The organism is Mesomycoplasma ovipneumoniae, from assembly GCF_038095975.1.
Classification (GTDB): Bacteria; Bacillota_I; Bacilli_A; order Mycoplasmatales; family Metamycoplasmataceae; genus Mesomycoplasma; species Mesomycoplasma ovipneumoniae_C.
Map to the genome: position 1 here is coordinate 12,877 of NZ_CP146003.1, position 15,054 is coordinate 27,930.

The 15,054-nt window shown below is 26.8% G+C and carries 9 protein-coding genes; 7 read left to right on the forward strand and 2 right to left on the reverse strand.

What is annotated here, in order from left to right:
* Positions 1-86: 86 nt before the first annotated feature.
* The 4 genes from V3255_RS00045 to V3255_RS00060 all read left to right on the forward strand — a co-directional run bounded on the left by V3255_RS00045 (position 87) and on the right by V3255_RS00060 (position 2,311).
* Positions 87-314 (forward strand): helix-turn-helix domain-containing protein, encoded by a 228-nt coding sequence (locus V3255_RS00045; protein ID WP_265347903.1) that lies wholly within the window; start codon positions 87-89, stop codon positions 312-314.
* Positions 235-1,263, forward strand: coding sequence for a DNA cytosine methyltransferase (locus V3255_RS00050; RefSeq protein ID WP_337903046.1), 1,029 nt, complete (start codon positions 235-237; stop codon positions 1,261-1,263). Before V3255_RS00045 ends, V3255_RS00050 begins: the two co-directional genes overlap by 80 nt.
* A complete protein-coding gene (locus V3255_RS00055; RefSeq protein ID WP_252262606.1) occupies positions 1,250-2,005 on the forward strand; it encodes an Eco47II family restriction endonuclease in 756 nt (251 codons plus the stop codon). The genes V3255_RS00050 and V3255_RS00055 overlap by 14 nt, the downstream gene beginning before the upstream one ends.
* 117 nt (positions 2,006-2,122) lie before the next feature.
* On the forward strand, positions 2,123-2,311 hold the full coding sequence (locus tag V3255_RS00060) for a hypothetical protein (protein ID WP_252262605.1): 189 nt from the start codon (positions 2,123-2,125) through the stop codon (positions 2,309-2,311).
* A gap of 1,347 nt (positions 2,312-3,658) precedes the next feature.
* Here V3255_RS00060 and V3255_RS00065 read toward each other — a convergent pair.
* Together V3255_RS00065 and V3255_RS00070 are read right to left on the reverse strand one after the other, a co-directional pair.
* A complete protein-coding gene (locus tag V3255_RS00065) occupies positions 3,659-8,092 on the reverse strand; it encodes an MGA_1079 family surface serine endopeptidase (protein WP_341516253.1) in 4,434 nt (1,477 codons plus the stop codon).
* A gap of 1,259 nt (positions 8,093-9,351) precedes the next feature.
* Positions 9,352-10,647, reverse strand: a complete 1,296-nt coding sequence (locus tag V3255_RS00070) for an ATP-binding protein (protein WP_333503640.1) — start codon at positions 10,645-10,647, stop codon at positions 9,352-9,354.
* 499 nt (positions 10,648-11,146) lie between these two features.
* Here V3255_RS00070 and V3255_RS00075 point away from each other — a divergent pair, with 499 nt between their 5' ends.
* The 3 genes from V3255_RS00075 to V3255_RS00085 all read left to right on the forward strand — a co-directional run bounded on the left by V3255_RS00075 (position 11,147) and on the right by V3255_RS00085 (position 14,894).
* Positions 11,147-13,129 carry a S8 family serine peptidase gene (locus V3255_RS00075; RefSeq protein WP_337903049.1) on the forward strand — a complete coding sequence of 661 codons (1,983 nt, stop codon included), beginning with the start codon at positions 11,147-11,149 and terminating at the stop codon, positions 13,127-13,129.
* Complete coding sequence (locus V3255_RS00080; protein WP_333503642.1) at positions 13,119-14,564, forward strand: hypothetical protein; 1,446 nt, start codon at positions 13,119-13,121, stop codon at positions 14,562-14,564. The genes V3255_RS00075 and V3255_RS00080 overlap by 11 nt, the downstream gene beginning before the upstream one ends.
* 66 nt (positions 14,565-14,630) lie before the next feature.
* On the forward strand, positions 14,631-14,894 hold the full coding sequence (locus V3255_RS00085; protein ID WP_318089708.1) for a hypothetical protein: 264 nt from the start codon (positions 14,631-14,633) through the stop codon (positions 14,892-14,894).
* Positions 14,895-15,054: the final 160 nt, after the last annotated feature.

The following is a 15,054-nucleotide window of genomic DNA, read 5'->3' on the forward strand; positions in this document are numbered from 1 at the left end:
ATTATCTATTTATAAATACTTATCTATCACTTTTTGTTGTATAGTTATATTTTTTAATGCTATAATTAATATGAAAAAAAGATTTATTAGAAAAAGCAAATTTAACAACAAATTGCATAGCGAATATGGGAAAGAATAAGTATATATCACTTAGAAATATCGAAAAGATATGTAAAGCACTTCAACGGGATATTGGAGAAGTTGTTTGTTATTGTAAACCAGGGGGATCTATTAATGAAGAGCGCGTATACAAGTATTGAACTTTTTGCAGGTGCAGGAGGATTGGCCTTAGGGTTAGAGCAGGCGGGATTTAAGCACATTGGATTAGTTGAATATGACAAATATGCTGCTAATACACTAAGAGCTAACAGACCAAAATGGAATGTTATTTGCGAAGATATAGAGATTGTGGCTAAGAAAGATTTAGAAAAGGAATTTAACATAAAAAAAGGAGAATTAGATTTATTATCTGGTGGAGCACCTTGCCAAAGTTTTAGTTATGCTGGTAAAAGATTAGGACTTGATGATGTTAGGGGTACAATGTTTTATCACTATGCAGTTTTTTTAAATAAATTGCAACCTAAAATGTTGTTGTTTGAAAACGTAAAGGGACTTTTATCTCACGATAATGGGAGAACATTCAACACAATTATCAATATTTTTGAGCAAGAGGGATATAAAATATTCTATGAGGTATTAAATGCTTGAGATTATGGTGTTGCTCAGAAAAGAGAACGATTAATTGTTGTTGGTATAAGAAATGATTTAGTTAATGATAAAGAATTTTTGTATCCTTCAAAATATAAATATAAACCAGTATTATCGGATATTTTACGGGATGTTCCAAGTAGTCTAGGGGCTAAGTATTCAAAAACAAAAGAAGATATTTTTTCATTAGTTCCTCCAGGTGGGTATTGAAGAGATATTCCTGAAGACATAGCTAAAGACTATATGAAGTCTTGTTGGTATATGGCTGGTGGAAGAACAGGAATACTAAGGAGATTGAGTCTAGATGAGCCGTCACTGACAGTTTTAACTACACCTCAAATGAAACAAACCGATAGATGTCATCCAACAGAGACTAGACCACTTACTGTTAGAGAAAATGCTAGAATACAATCTTTTCCAGACGAATGGATATTTACAGGACCAATGGGTTCACAATACAAGCAAGTAGGAAATGCGGTTCCTTGTAATTTAGCCAAAGAAGTAGGTTTAAAAATATTGGAGAAGTTAGAGGAAATTAGATATGGAAATTTATAAGTTAGATTTTATTTCACAAGAAGATTTTGAAAAGCTTATAACTAATACTTTGAAGCAGTATAATGAAACGCTTGAGAGTATAAATTTAAAAAAATTCAATAGTAATTTAATTGATCCAATAAAATTACTATTTGATAAAAATGTTTTTGATAAAAGTTTTGAAGACATAATAAAATTGGAAATTCACAAACAAAGAGATAGATCTAACAGTAATATAATTGGATATTTTCATCAAAATATGTTTAAGAATATAAAAAAATGTGAAGTTCCAGATGAGGGATGGGATGTGATTTTTACTGGCGATGATATAACATATTATGTTGAACTGAAAAATAAACATAATACAATGAATAGTTCATCATCGGCAAAAACATTTATGAAGATGCAAAATCATTTATTGAATGCGAAAGATAGAGATAGAAGCATTTGTGCATTAGTAGAAGTTATTGCTAAAAAATCTCAAAATATTCCGTGGGTTATTACTCTTGATAAAGTGAAACAATCTTCTAATGAAAAATTAAGAAGAATATCAATCGATAAGTTTTATGAAATTGTTACTGGAGATAAAAATTCTTTTAAATTAATATGTGAGCAGCTACCAATAACAATTGAAAAAATCATTTCTAATAATAAATCACTCAAAGTTCAAAAAGACACAGTTTTTGAAGAGTTAAAAAATATAGATAATGATACACTTATAGCGCTATATAAACTAGCATTTAGTACTTATGAGGGGTTTTAGTTGATAGAAATTTTATGACGACTAGAAATATAAATCTAGTCGTCTTTTTTCCTGAGTTTCCCAGTTTGATGAGATGATCTCAAAAAAGTCTCAGTTTTTAGGGGATTTTTTAATTTTTTGGCAAAAGTTAATTACAATTTTTTTACTGATTTACTAAAATATCAAAGTAAAAATCATCCTATTTCAAATATTTGGATCACTAGTAACGCCATCAAACTGTCAAACTCAGGAAAAATAACTATCAAAACAAAAACACTGAATTTTGAATCTAACTATCACGAAAGAAAAAATGCAACTACTATTTAAACTAAATGCAAATAGAAAACTCGTTTTTATTTGCAGCGAGCCTAAAAAAACATATGAAGTTTTGAAAGAACAATAACCAAAGCCATAAATTTGTAGATTTCTAAACGGTTAAATTTAAGGCATTCCATTATATTATTTAAAAATATAATGGATAATTCGCATTTTCTGATTTTATCATGCAAAAAACATAATCAATTCCCCCTTAATTCAATATCAAATTTATTAATTATTCTTAAGTGATGGTTATTATAACATAATTTTTTCTTGAACCAAGCATTTTTTTTTTTTTTTGCAAAAGGTTAATTAGAAACTAATAAAAATTAATGTTTTAGGGTCAAAAAACCCGTATTTACGGGTGTTTTTTTATATTTAGATTCACTAAAATGTGTTTTTTGCCATCAAACTGACAAACTCAGGACTTAAAAATTCTTGAAAAAATTAGCGACTTGATTTTGTTTATTAAACTTGTGATTTGCTCTTGGCAAATTTATAAGGTTTTCTTATTTTTTTGCTAATAAGGTCAGATTTTGTTTGAGTAGCTTTTTTCTAAAAAACTTTTCATCTTCTGCTTTGATTTTTTCTATTAAATTATGTTTAGTTAAAAAAATATTTTTTATTATGAACACTCCCGTAAAAAAAATTAACAAAAGTACAGCACTCAAAATCTTGACAAAAAATTAGTTGCCTGATTTTTTTCTACTAATTTACAATTTTAATGTATTTAAATTTGTCTTCAATTGTGAATTTTTATTGTTTCATTTTTACACACCTTTCCTGAGTTTCCCAGTTTGATAAGGTAATTTCAAAAAAGCATCTGGTTTTAGGCAATTTTTTAAGTTTTTTGGTAAAAGTTAATTACAATTTTATTAGTAATTTATTAAGATATCAAAATATTCATTGTTTCCAAATAACTTGTTTCAAATTTCACGTTTGAAATTTCCTTAAAATATTTAGGTTTTTTGCCAAACAATTTGTTTACTTCAATAAAACCATCTTTATTTTGTTTTTTCATAATCTATAATTATACCATAAAATTACTTAAAATGCTAGTAAATGCTAGTAATAAAAATTAAGATTTTAAAATCAAAAAACACTTATTTACGGGTGTTTTTTCATATTTATATTCACTAAAAAGTGAATTTTTGCCTTAAAACTGGGAAACTCGGGTTTACAATTTTAATGTATTTAAATTTGTCTTCAATTGTGAATTTTTATTGTTTCATTTTTACACACCTTTTTTCGAATACGTCTGAAATTGGTGCGCTAACTTATGCAGATTGAACTGCTTTTTTATATTAAATAGTTTAAAAAAGTATATAAATTTATACACTTTTTTGACATTTTGATTTATTTTGTGTTTGTTTTAAATGGGTTAAAAAATCATGGCGAATTTGCACTGGCGGGTGCAAGTAGATGCCATCTTAAAATTTGAGCAGCAAATGATTTAGTATTTTTTAAATCCAATGGATGTTCACCATTGAAGTTCACACCAAAATAGTTAAAACCGCGAGTTGCATAATTTCAACCTTGCAAACTGTTGCGAGGTGTTCCGGAGTTAATTAATGAAATGTAATTGTTATCAGTGCTTAAAATTCCAGTTCCTGAATTTCCGGCATCAAAATATGTAGGCACATAGCCATTTTGATGTCTTAACATTACATTATAATTGCTTAGACCTGGTCGGTGAATAACATATGCAGATTGTTTTCCATAAGGGAAACCAACAATTGAAAAGTCATAAATTAATGACTGGTGGTTTATATTATAATCCATACCATTGAAATTAAATTTCATATTTTCAAGCGCTAGTCATGATTTTAATCAGTTGGCATACTCATATTTTCCTTGTGCAAGTGCTTCATCATAAAGCGGCTTAACATCGACCACAAAAATAGTAGCATCAATATTGTGGCCTTTATGTTCCTTTCCATCCCGACTTTGTTGATCTGATCCAGATCAAATTTGAGAAAGTAGAAATCCAGAATTTGGGTCTTCTTCTTTGTCGCTAGGTTTTGATGAAGAATTTGGACCTTTTAATAGACCACCTCAGTAACTAAATCCAGCATTAACATTATTTCCAAAATTAAGTGAAGGTTTTACAATGTAACTATATCTTCGATAAGTCTTTGGTAAGCCAGTTGTTGAGTTATTTAGCTGGTCAAAATTTTTGACATTTTCAACGTGATTATTAGTTATAAAGTAGAATTTTCAGTCATTTTCATCATTATTTACTTTTCCAATCATCGTTGCAGAACCAAAACTAAAAGCAAGTGCACGTTGGAAATTATTTTCAAATTGAGGATTTGATTTGATAGTGGAATAATTTATATAATCATTGTTTTGTAAATAACCATTATGAATTTCATAGGGAACGTTTTGGTTTGGAAAATAAACATTTTTTCGAACATTAGGATCGGTATAAAAAGGAATTGGTGCATTTTCTTGAGTGTATGAAATCTGTTTATAATCGAATAAATTAGTTTGATTTGTGTACTCTTCATGTTGCTCAGAATTCTCATAAATAACATTTACACCAGCACCTCTATTTCATAGAATAAAGGCTTGGTTTTCTTTGAATTTTTCATTTTCATTATTGAATGGATTATAGTTTTGAGTGGTATTTACATAATTAATTGGATTTCCTACCATAATACTGTATTTCTCATCTTTTAAATTTAGTATAAAGTGTAATCCATCAGATTGTTTTGTTACATGTAACAACAATGTTAGTTCAGGAATAGATTGTCCTCTTCCACTACTAGTGTTATTATGTCTTTTAGGTAATTTAAGTTCAAGGGTTTGTTTATTTTGTTCTTTTAGTAGTAAATAATCAACAGAAAATGAAGGAAATTTATAATAAACTACTTTATCATTAACAAATGCAAATTCACTTCCAGAAGTTCCTGGACTAGTAAATCTTGTATAACGAAAATCATCTTGAACTAAAATATTTCCATAAATTGTTAAGTCTAATTTTGCATTTTTAGCATTTTTTAACATTTTTTCAAGATATTTTTCTTTTAAAACTCAGGATGCACCTTTTCCATTTTGTGATCAAATTGCATCCTTGGCACTAAATTCAATTTGTCGATTTCGAATAGTTGTACCTTTATCAATTATTAAGGTATGTAAACCAGAATGTGTTCAAGTAAATTTAGCATCTTTTATATCTTCGAGTGAAGTGGAATTTGAACCAGCAACTTTGTATCAATTATTACCAACAACTATTTTTTTCTTGCTAGGATAAGTATATTTAAAATTAATATAAGTGTTTTCATTGTGTGTTACTATTTTATGAATTGAAATGTCATTAGTATTAATTGAATAGTGATTTAGTGTAAGAGTTGCTTGATTTCAGGTCAATTTTTGATTCTCATATTTAAAATCTTGCAAACTTACCTTGTTCATTAGTAATTCAGGATATATATTATTTTGAAAATCATTTGACAAATTCACAAGTTTGATATCTTTGGAATTTGAATAAAATTTGTTAGGATCACTTTTATTAACAAAGCCAACTTTAAATTTTAGTTCACCAGTATTTTCTGATTTTACATCATAGTAAACAACAAAATACTGATTAATGATATTGGCGATATTATCTTGATTAGTTGTTACATCATCAGGAATTATCTTATTATTGTTAACTTCAAAAACATTTGCTGAATCATCAATTTTGGCCTGAATATTAAGTTTATCGTAAGCATCTCCCTCAGTAGCAGCTCCTAAATTATTTAATGTACTTTCAAATTTTAATGAGTCAGTTTCAATTTTTACATCATGATTATTTTTTAGTTGCAGTAAATATTGCAAAACGGTGCCCGCGTCTTTGTTTGGAAATTGTGCAACTAATTCTTGAGGATTTAAAATACTAAAAGCTGTTTCTGTTTTGCCAACCTTAGCACCAGGAGTTTTTCTTAAAGCAAAATTAGAGGCGTTAATTTTATCAATTAAGTGTTTATGAGCTTCATCAAAGTTAGGACTTATTCAATTAGAAGGTAATTCAATATCACTAGTACGAAGTGGTCGAAAATATCACATATTTTTAGCATATTTAGTTTTATAATCACTTTCAGTTATCTTTAAATCTCAATCTTGAAAATTAAGTTCTTGATTGTCCTTTTTGATTCCAAAAATTAGTTTGACTGTTCCACCACGATTGGAATTAAAAATATTTGAATGATCAAGTACTTCTTTAACAAAAAGTGAATATTTACCTATTTTTGGTCATTTATAAATATTATTTAACTCCTTTTCTGCCAATATTGAAGGAATTCCATGATGATCAACACCTTGTTTGATAGGTTGTAAATCCTTCAAAATTTGTTCACTACCACTTAAATTATCTTTATTTCATTGTACATTTGTAAGATAACTAGAAATTAAAAGTTGCAAGTCCGCTTTATCTCTTTCAAGTTTGGTCATACTAGTAGATCGAAGAGTTATTTTATCTTTAGTTTGGAGTGTAATTTGCTTTACTATTTTTCCTAGTGCTAAGAAGTTAACTTTTGCACTAAAGTGTTCATTTTCATAGCTAATTTGAGCCAAATCATGTTGAAAAATGTGATCAACTTTATTACCTTTAGATCTAAAATTTTGCTTAATAATATCTTGAAGTTGACCAACGTGTTCTTTGTTAATTTGTTGAAGAGCAATTTTATCAAAATCATATAAGTCATCTAAATATTGAAACTTTGTATCTAAAGCTGATATCTTACTTTCGATATCATAAGTATAGGTATTATCTTTTTTAAAATCAAGTAATTTTGAAATTCTTGTTCTATGTCCTTGCGCATTAGTTACCTGATAAGTAATTTCAATTTTATTATTGTTGGAATTATCCAATTTTGTATCTTTAATTTCAAAAGAATAACCTTCTTTTCCAATTTTAGTCAATAATTTTGTAGTTTCAACATCAAAAGCTACTGGATTTAATTTGTCTTCAAGTCTATAAAGTTTAATTTTTGCTTCATCAAATGAAGGATTTACTTGTTCTAAATAAGTGTTAATTTGACTAATTTGTTCATCTGTTGCTGTTCCATTTAGAGCTTTTTGTGCATCAATTAATTCTTTTTGTACTGCATTAATTTGTAATTCCAAATCACTAATATTACTTGAAAAAGCTAGTTCTTGATTATGAAAAAATGACTGCGCTTTTAAAAGAGTAATATCTAATAATTTATCAGCATTGTTAGTAGTAGAAGTGTATTTTGGTGTTGATTTTATAGCTTCTGCTGACTTAATAGTATCACTTAATTTTGTTGATAAATTAGAAAGTTCACTAACTTTTTCTTCTATTTTTTTAAGATCTTGAGTACTTGTTTGTTCATTAATTTGTTGTGCAAAATGCAATTTTAAACTAGAAGCTAGTGTAGTAAATGTGTTAATTTTTTTAATACTTTTTTGCTGTTCTTGAAACAAAGTTGGTTGAATATTTTCAGGAGTTGTCGGTGTTTCCTGAGTTGTATTATCTGATGAGGTAGGATCAGGAGTTTTAACTTGATTTTCTGGTTTGGATTTAATTTCTTTGTTATCGTTTTCTAAGGTCGGATTATTTTCTTCACTTTTTTTATCTTCAACTTGATTATTTTGCTCTTCTTTTTTGTCTGAAGATAAATTATTTTGGTTATCTAAATTTGGTTTCTTAGGCAGTGGTTTTGCATTTTCGTTTTGTTTAGCTGGTGTTTTAATTTCAGGGGTAGTTCCACAAGCAATTGTAAGACCAAAAACTGTTACAAAAGAAGATAAAAGTAAGATAGATTTAGTAATTTTAGATTTCATAATTAACTCTTTTATTGAATTCAATATTTTTTTTATTATATAACACATTTTACTTTTTTGTAAAAAGGTGAAAAATAAACTTTAGGTTTTTTGGTAATAAAACTAAAATTGTTCATGGTTTTGCAACACAGTTTAGGTTTTTCTAAATATTTAAAATAAGATCTTCTTTATAATAATTCGGAAATAAAAAATGCAACCATAACTAAACTAGAACAAAAAAGCCAACACCTTAGCGTTAACTTTCTTTGTCCAGGTTTACCCCATTTGTATTTTCAATCCATCTTTGTGGCGATAATGTAAAGGGATTGCTACCTTTTTTCTTTCTAAACGTGTCGAATTCGACACGTTTAAAATTAGTGTTGTTGATAGTCTCCCATAGACCAAGGAATTCAATTGTATCTCTTAGCCTTAGTCAGTTTTTAACAACATCTTTAGGTTCATGAATATTTTTATGCCACGCAATATCTGTTAGACTTATATAATCATTTTATTATAGTTAAGTTATTAATTTATGCATGTATAATTAGACCTGAGTTTCACAGTTTGATGACAAAAATTCACTTTTTAGTGAATATAATATGAAAAATAATGGTAAATCCGCGTTTTTTGGTATAAAATCTTAATTTTTATTATTTTGAAATTAATCTTTTGCAAAAAAAAAAAAAAAAATGTTTGGTCTAAGAAAAAATTATGTTATAATAAGTCTCACTAAGAATGAATTAATAAATTTTGATATTGAATTAAGGGGGAATTAATTATGTTTTTTGGCTAAAAAATCAAATATTGCGAATTATCCATTATATTTTTAAATATGATGGAATGCCTTAAATTTAACCGTTTAGAAATCTTCAAATTTATGGCTTTTGATTATGGCTCTTTCAAAACTTCACATATTTTTTTAGGCTCAATGTAAATAAAAATGAGTTTTCTTTTTGCATTGAGTTTAAATAGTAGTTGTATTTTATGATTTTTGTTATTTTATCCATAAATTGATTTTTACCAGTATTTTAAAATAGGTAATTAACTTTTGCCAAAAAAGTTAAAAAAGCCCTAAAACCAGACACTTTTTTAAGATTATCTCACCAAACTGGGAAACTCGCGATATAATCATTTTATTATAGTTAAGTTATTAATTTATGCATGTATAATTAGAAAATTAAAGTTTATATTTAGTAAATTAAAAATCAAAATACCACTAAGTATCAAAGCATCTTGATTGCCTTAAGAAATTTATTAAATAATAAGTTGCTATTTAAAAATTATAAGTCTATTATTGATTCATTAAGTAAAAAATCTTCTAAACCAATGTATAAAATACCATTTTCATCGTGTTTTGGAATTATTTTGTTTCTTACTATAACTATTTTTTTAAATGAATCATTTATTTTTTTAAGCGAGGTTATTTCCTGTTCTTTTTTCTCTAAATTGTCAATATTAAACGCTGATTGAATATAGTATCTTTTGTGGCCTTTATTTATAACAAAATCTATTTCAAGCTGAACTTTTTTTCTTGTTGAGCCGTTTTTAAATTCATGTTCTACAACACCAATGTCAATATTGTATCCTCTTCGAAGTAAATCGTTGTAGATTATATTTTCCATTATATGTGTGTTTTCTATTTGGCGAAAATTTAATCTTGCATTTCTTAGGCCAATATCTGAAAAATAATATTTAAGTGGGGTTGAAAAATATTTAGAACCCTTTACATCGTAGCGATAAGCGCATTGAATAATATAAGATTCTTCAAAAAATTTAAGATACTTAAAAATTGTATTTGATGATATGTGTATTTGTTTTTCTGACAAAAAACGATTTGCAAGCTTAGAGGGGTTGGTTAAAGAACCAATATTTGAAGATGTAAAGTCAAGCAGGATTTCAAGTATTTGTTGCTCATTATGTATTTTGTTGCGCTCAAGAATGTCTTTAATATATGTTTGCTTGAATAACTGCTTTAGATAATGACTTTTTTGTTCATCATTTTGCAATTTATAAATATGTGGCATACCACCATATACAAAATAATGTTCAAAAGCTTCTGATTTGTCATCAAATAATTCATAAACTTCAGCAAAAGATAAAGGATTTACATGCACTTGGTCTCCGCGGTCTCTGAATTGAGTTAATAAATCTGATGAAAGCATTTTAGAGTTACTACCAGTAATATATATGTCTAAGTTACTATGTTTCATAAGACTTAAAAGCACATCTACAAAGGTTATATTTTTTTCATTAGTCTCAACATAGGGATTTGATACATTTTCGGATAATTGAATTTCGTCAATGAAAATGTAGTACATTTTGTTTATATTTTTTGTTTTTTGCTTAATATATTGATGTAATCTAAATGGATTTCGGTATTCAATATTATCAATTTGGTCAAGAGCAATTGTTATAATTTGATTTTCTTTAATTCCACTGCTAAGTAGGTAATCACGATATAAATTGAATAATAAATATGATTTTCCGCATCTTCTTATGCCAGTAATAATCTTGATTCTGCCATTCTCTTTTTTATCAATTATTTGGTTTAGATAAAAATCACGTTTTATTATCATTTTGCTACCTCACTTGAAGAATTTAGGTGGATTTCCACCTTTTTATTTCAAAATAATTTTAACATAAATAAACTTATTCTTAGTAATAGTTTGAAGAATTTAGGTGGATTTCCACCTTTTTATTTCAATGTATCCAATATTTTTAATTTAAATTTGTGAAAATACTTAAAACATTATCTATTTATAAATGCTTGTCTATCACTTTTTGTTATATAGTTATATTTTTTAATACTATAATTAATATGAAGTTCCTGTCTAATTTGTAGCTTAAATAAGTAGAAAAATTAACAAAAGTACTGCACTCAAAATCTTGACAAAAAACTAGTTGGCTGATTTTTTTCTACTAATTTTTATTTAGTTTTTATAACAACTTTTATTGAATCAGAACTATTTTTTGATATAATTAATTAAGAATAAAAAGATGACTTAGAAATTTCTTAGCTGATATAAGTTAGATAGAAAATAAAATTGAATTAATACATAATAAGGTTTGGTTTTTGTGGTTAAAAAATTTAAAAAGTTAAAAAAGTTTACCTTATATTTGTTTGGTTTTACTTCAATTCCATTAATATATAGCTCGCTGCTTATAAATTGAAATAATAATAAGCAATATTGATATTCTACAAACTTTAGTAATAAAATCGATGTAAGAAACCCTTTTATTAAAAAGTTAAATAAATCGGTCAAGGTTGAAAATCTAGATAATAATTTTGAATTAAAATTATTATTAAATCCTGACTTTTTAGATACTGATCCTAAAAAAATAACTTCTTTTAATATTGATTTTTTAGAAAAAATTAAAAAGTTAAACTTAAAATATAAAGAAGCAAAATACAGCGAAATGTTGCCAATTGTCTGGTTTTATTTTGATACTGAAAATGATCGAGAAATTTTTGTTAAAAATTCCCTAAAAAATTCTACTATCAGTCGATTTATTGTTTATAAAAATGAAGGAAAAGACAAACAAACAGGACATGTTGAAATGTTAGATGATAATAATCAGTTAAATAATAATGATGATTATCATGCACTTTTTAACGAGTCGTTAAATAAAAATATTTCAATAGTAAATTTTCAAAAACAAGCAGCAAAAGACAGTGAAAATCAAGATAAAACCAACTCAAAGATTGGTGCTATAGAATTAGGAGACAAATTTGACCAAAATTTTAATATATATTTTAATGAAAATCAATTAAATATAAACGATCTAGTCTCAAACAGACCCAAGCAAGCAGAAAAACCATATCATTCAACGCTAGTTTCATTAATTTTAGGTGGCAAAGCAGGTGTTGATAAAAAGTCGGATTTGTATTTATCAATATTTAAAACAAATGCTGAATGACACAAAGCAATCGAATGAATGGCTACTAAAGATGTAAGGGTAATAAATCACAGTTATGGGAATAATCTTGTGGACTTTAAAGACTACAACGAAAATACATATTTACTTGATTTTTTAGCAAGAAAATACGGCGTAATTAATGTCTTTGCCGCAGGTAATGGTGCTGATAAAATTGACGAAGATGAATTTGGCAGAAATAAAGCTGATGATAATCCATGAATTGATGATAGAAGCTTGTCACTAAATTCAATAGTGGTTGGCGCGCTCCAAGATAATTCTAGTAATTCTAATATTGCAAAAAATGAAATAGCACCTTATTCTAATTTTAAAACTGGTGATGAATACTCGCAATTTGCTAAACCCTTAGTAGTAGCTCCAGGTCAGATTTATAATGTTCTTGATGATAAAAATCAATCTGGCCAAAGCAAAAAATATGTAAGTGGAACTAGTTATGCAGCCCCTATTGTAACCGGACTAATATCAACACTTTTAAGAGGAAAACCACTTTGAGTTCGTGATGATTTTAGAGTTCCGGCAATAAAATCTATTCTTTCTGTTTCTGCAATAAGTCCAAATCATATTGATTTGGATAAAAAAGATAGTGGCTATTATGAAAAATATGGGGCCGGAACCCCTGATTTTGAAAAAATGAAAGAAGCAGCAGATAATACTAGTCTTATTTTCGGCAATAAAGAAAATGAGGGCGAAGTTATTTTTACTGGCAATAGGTTCTGAGTTAATTCAAATGATCGAGTTAAAGCCTCTTTGTCTTGAAACTTTAACGCTGGTTTGCTAAAAAATAACGAAAAAGGCCAAAATATATCTGGATGATGGTGATTTTTGTCGGCAATTACCAGAAATGTTAGCCACGATTGATTGCCGTTAGAGGCAACAAAAAAACGACAAGGTGGTACTTTTGTTTCAGATTATGATCTTTACTTACAAAAATTAAATTCAAATGGCGATTGAGTTGATGTTGCAAGATCTAATAGCATCCTGAGCAACGATGAATTAATAGATTTTAAGTCAAACGAATCTGCCTATTATCGTATTTATGTTAAAAATTATAGATCTTCCGTTTTTGAAAATTCAGAGGATAACAGAATAGTTGCTTCTTATTTGGTGCATAATGAAAATTAAACAATTTTTTAGTAAATTTATAGTTATAAGTTCCTTAACTTTGCCATTTTTTTTGAGTTCATGTGGTCCATTTTTTAATTTGATTTCTACTAAGCCTAAGCCAAGTCTAGATGAAGATAATCATAAATATCGTGGAGATTATTTTTTAAATCTATTAGATAAACATTATGAAGAAAATAATGTAAAAAGGGCGACATTTTCGCCATTAAATTTTTTCTATTCCTTGCAAAAAGAAAAAAAAGATAGCAATGTAGCCCAAAATAAAACTCGAAATTATTTCCTTGGTAATAAAAACTCAATTGATATTTATACACTTGAAGAATTTCAAAAAAAGATAGTTGATAAATCCAAAGAAATTACAAAAGAGGCCAATATAGATCGTTTTGTTAGCGCTGCTTCAATAAAAAAAGAATTTGAAGAAAAATTTCTAAATGGTACAACAATAGAAGAAACGCTCAAGAATAATAATATTTTAATTATGGAGCATTTTGGCGAAAAAAGTCTATTATCGGCTAGACATTATTATTTCGATGATAAAGTGGACCGCTATATAAATATGACTCCTTTTCGAGCAGATGATATTCATTATAATCGGTATACGAATTTGGGGATTGTGCCAGTGTTTAGCCCATATTTTACCGTTGTTTTATATCCCAAAGACCAAAAAATTTATTTTCACCATGATTTTAAAACAACTTACGAAAAAAATGTAACTAAAACTAGAAAAATTTATCATGATCTTGAAAAAAGGTATTTACTTCCGAATTATTTAAAAAATAAAGCATTTTATGATATTTTCGATGAAATTAAGTCTATCCAAAAGAAAAATAAAATTCAATTTTTTAAATTAAAACAACCGTATGATAAAGTTGCTGAAAAACTCGACCCTTGAGTCAATAATTTTTTTGAAAATAAACACGCGATAATTAAAAATTTAGAAAAATTTAAAGAAAAAATAATTAATCGTATTTCAAAATTGGATACAAGTTTAAAAATAGATGAAAATGAATTTATAAACGATTTTGAAACAAAAGTATTTAGTGGGAAAAGGTTAGAAGATATCTTTAAAAATTCAAATATTTTTATATATGAAACATGAGAAAAATTTGCTTATGGTTCTCCTCAGTCTTATTATTTAAATTCTGGTAATAAAAATTCTGATAATAAATCAGCAACAGTAGAATTTGAGAACATAATCATTACAAAGGAAGAAAATAATAATATTTTTTTAGAACCTATTAGCCATTCAGATTATAGTTTTAATGCTTTTTCGCGTTTTTTCACGAAATCAAAATTTAATAAAGTTGCTTTTCAAATTTTGGTAGTTCCAAAAGAAAAAAATATTGTTTTTAATAAAAACATTAATCGTCTTAAAACACTCGAATCAGTAATAAAAAATTATTTGCCACAATGAAAAATGGAAAGAACGGGCTAGTACAGATTTATTTTTCATAGATTTATCAAATTTTTTGCCAATTTCTTATTAAATTGTTTCATATACATGCAAAATTGACTCATTGTCTCAATTTTGCATTTTTCTTTTCCCTGAGTTTCCCAGTTTGACGAAATAATTTTAAAAAAGTCTCGGTTTTTAGGTACTTTTTTAGCTTTTTTGCCAAAAGTTAATTACAATTTTTTTACTGTTTTATTAAAATATCAAAGTAAAAATCATACCTATTTAAAATATTTAGATCACAAAATTATGAACACATCCGAAGAAAAATTAACAAAAGTACTACACTCAAAATCACTGATAAAAAACTAGTTGCCTGATTTTTTCTACTATTTTTATTTAGTTTTTATAACAACTTTTAATGAATCACAACTATTTTTTGATATAATTAATTATGAATAAAAAGATGAATTACCAATTTATGAATTATAAATTTGTTAAGTTTATATAAGTTAGTTAGAAAATAAAATAC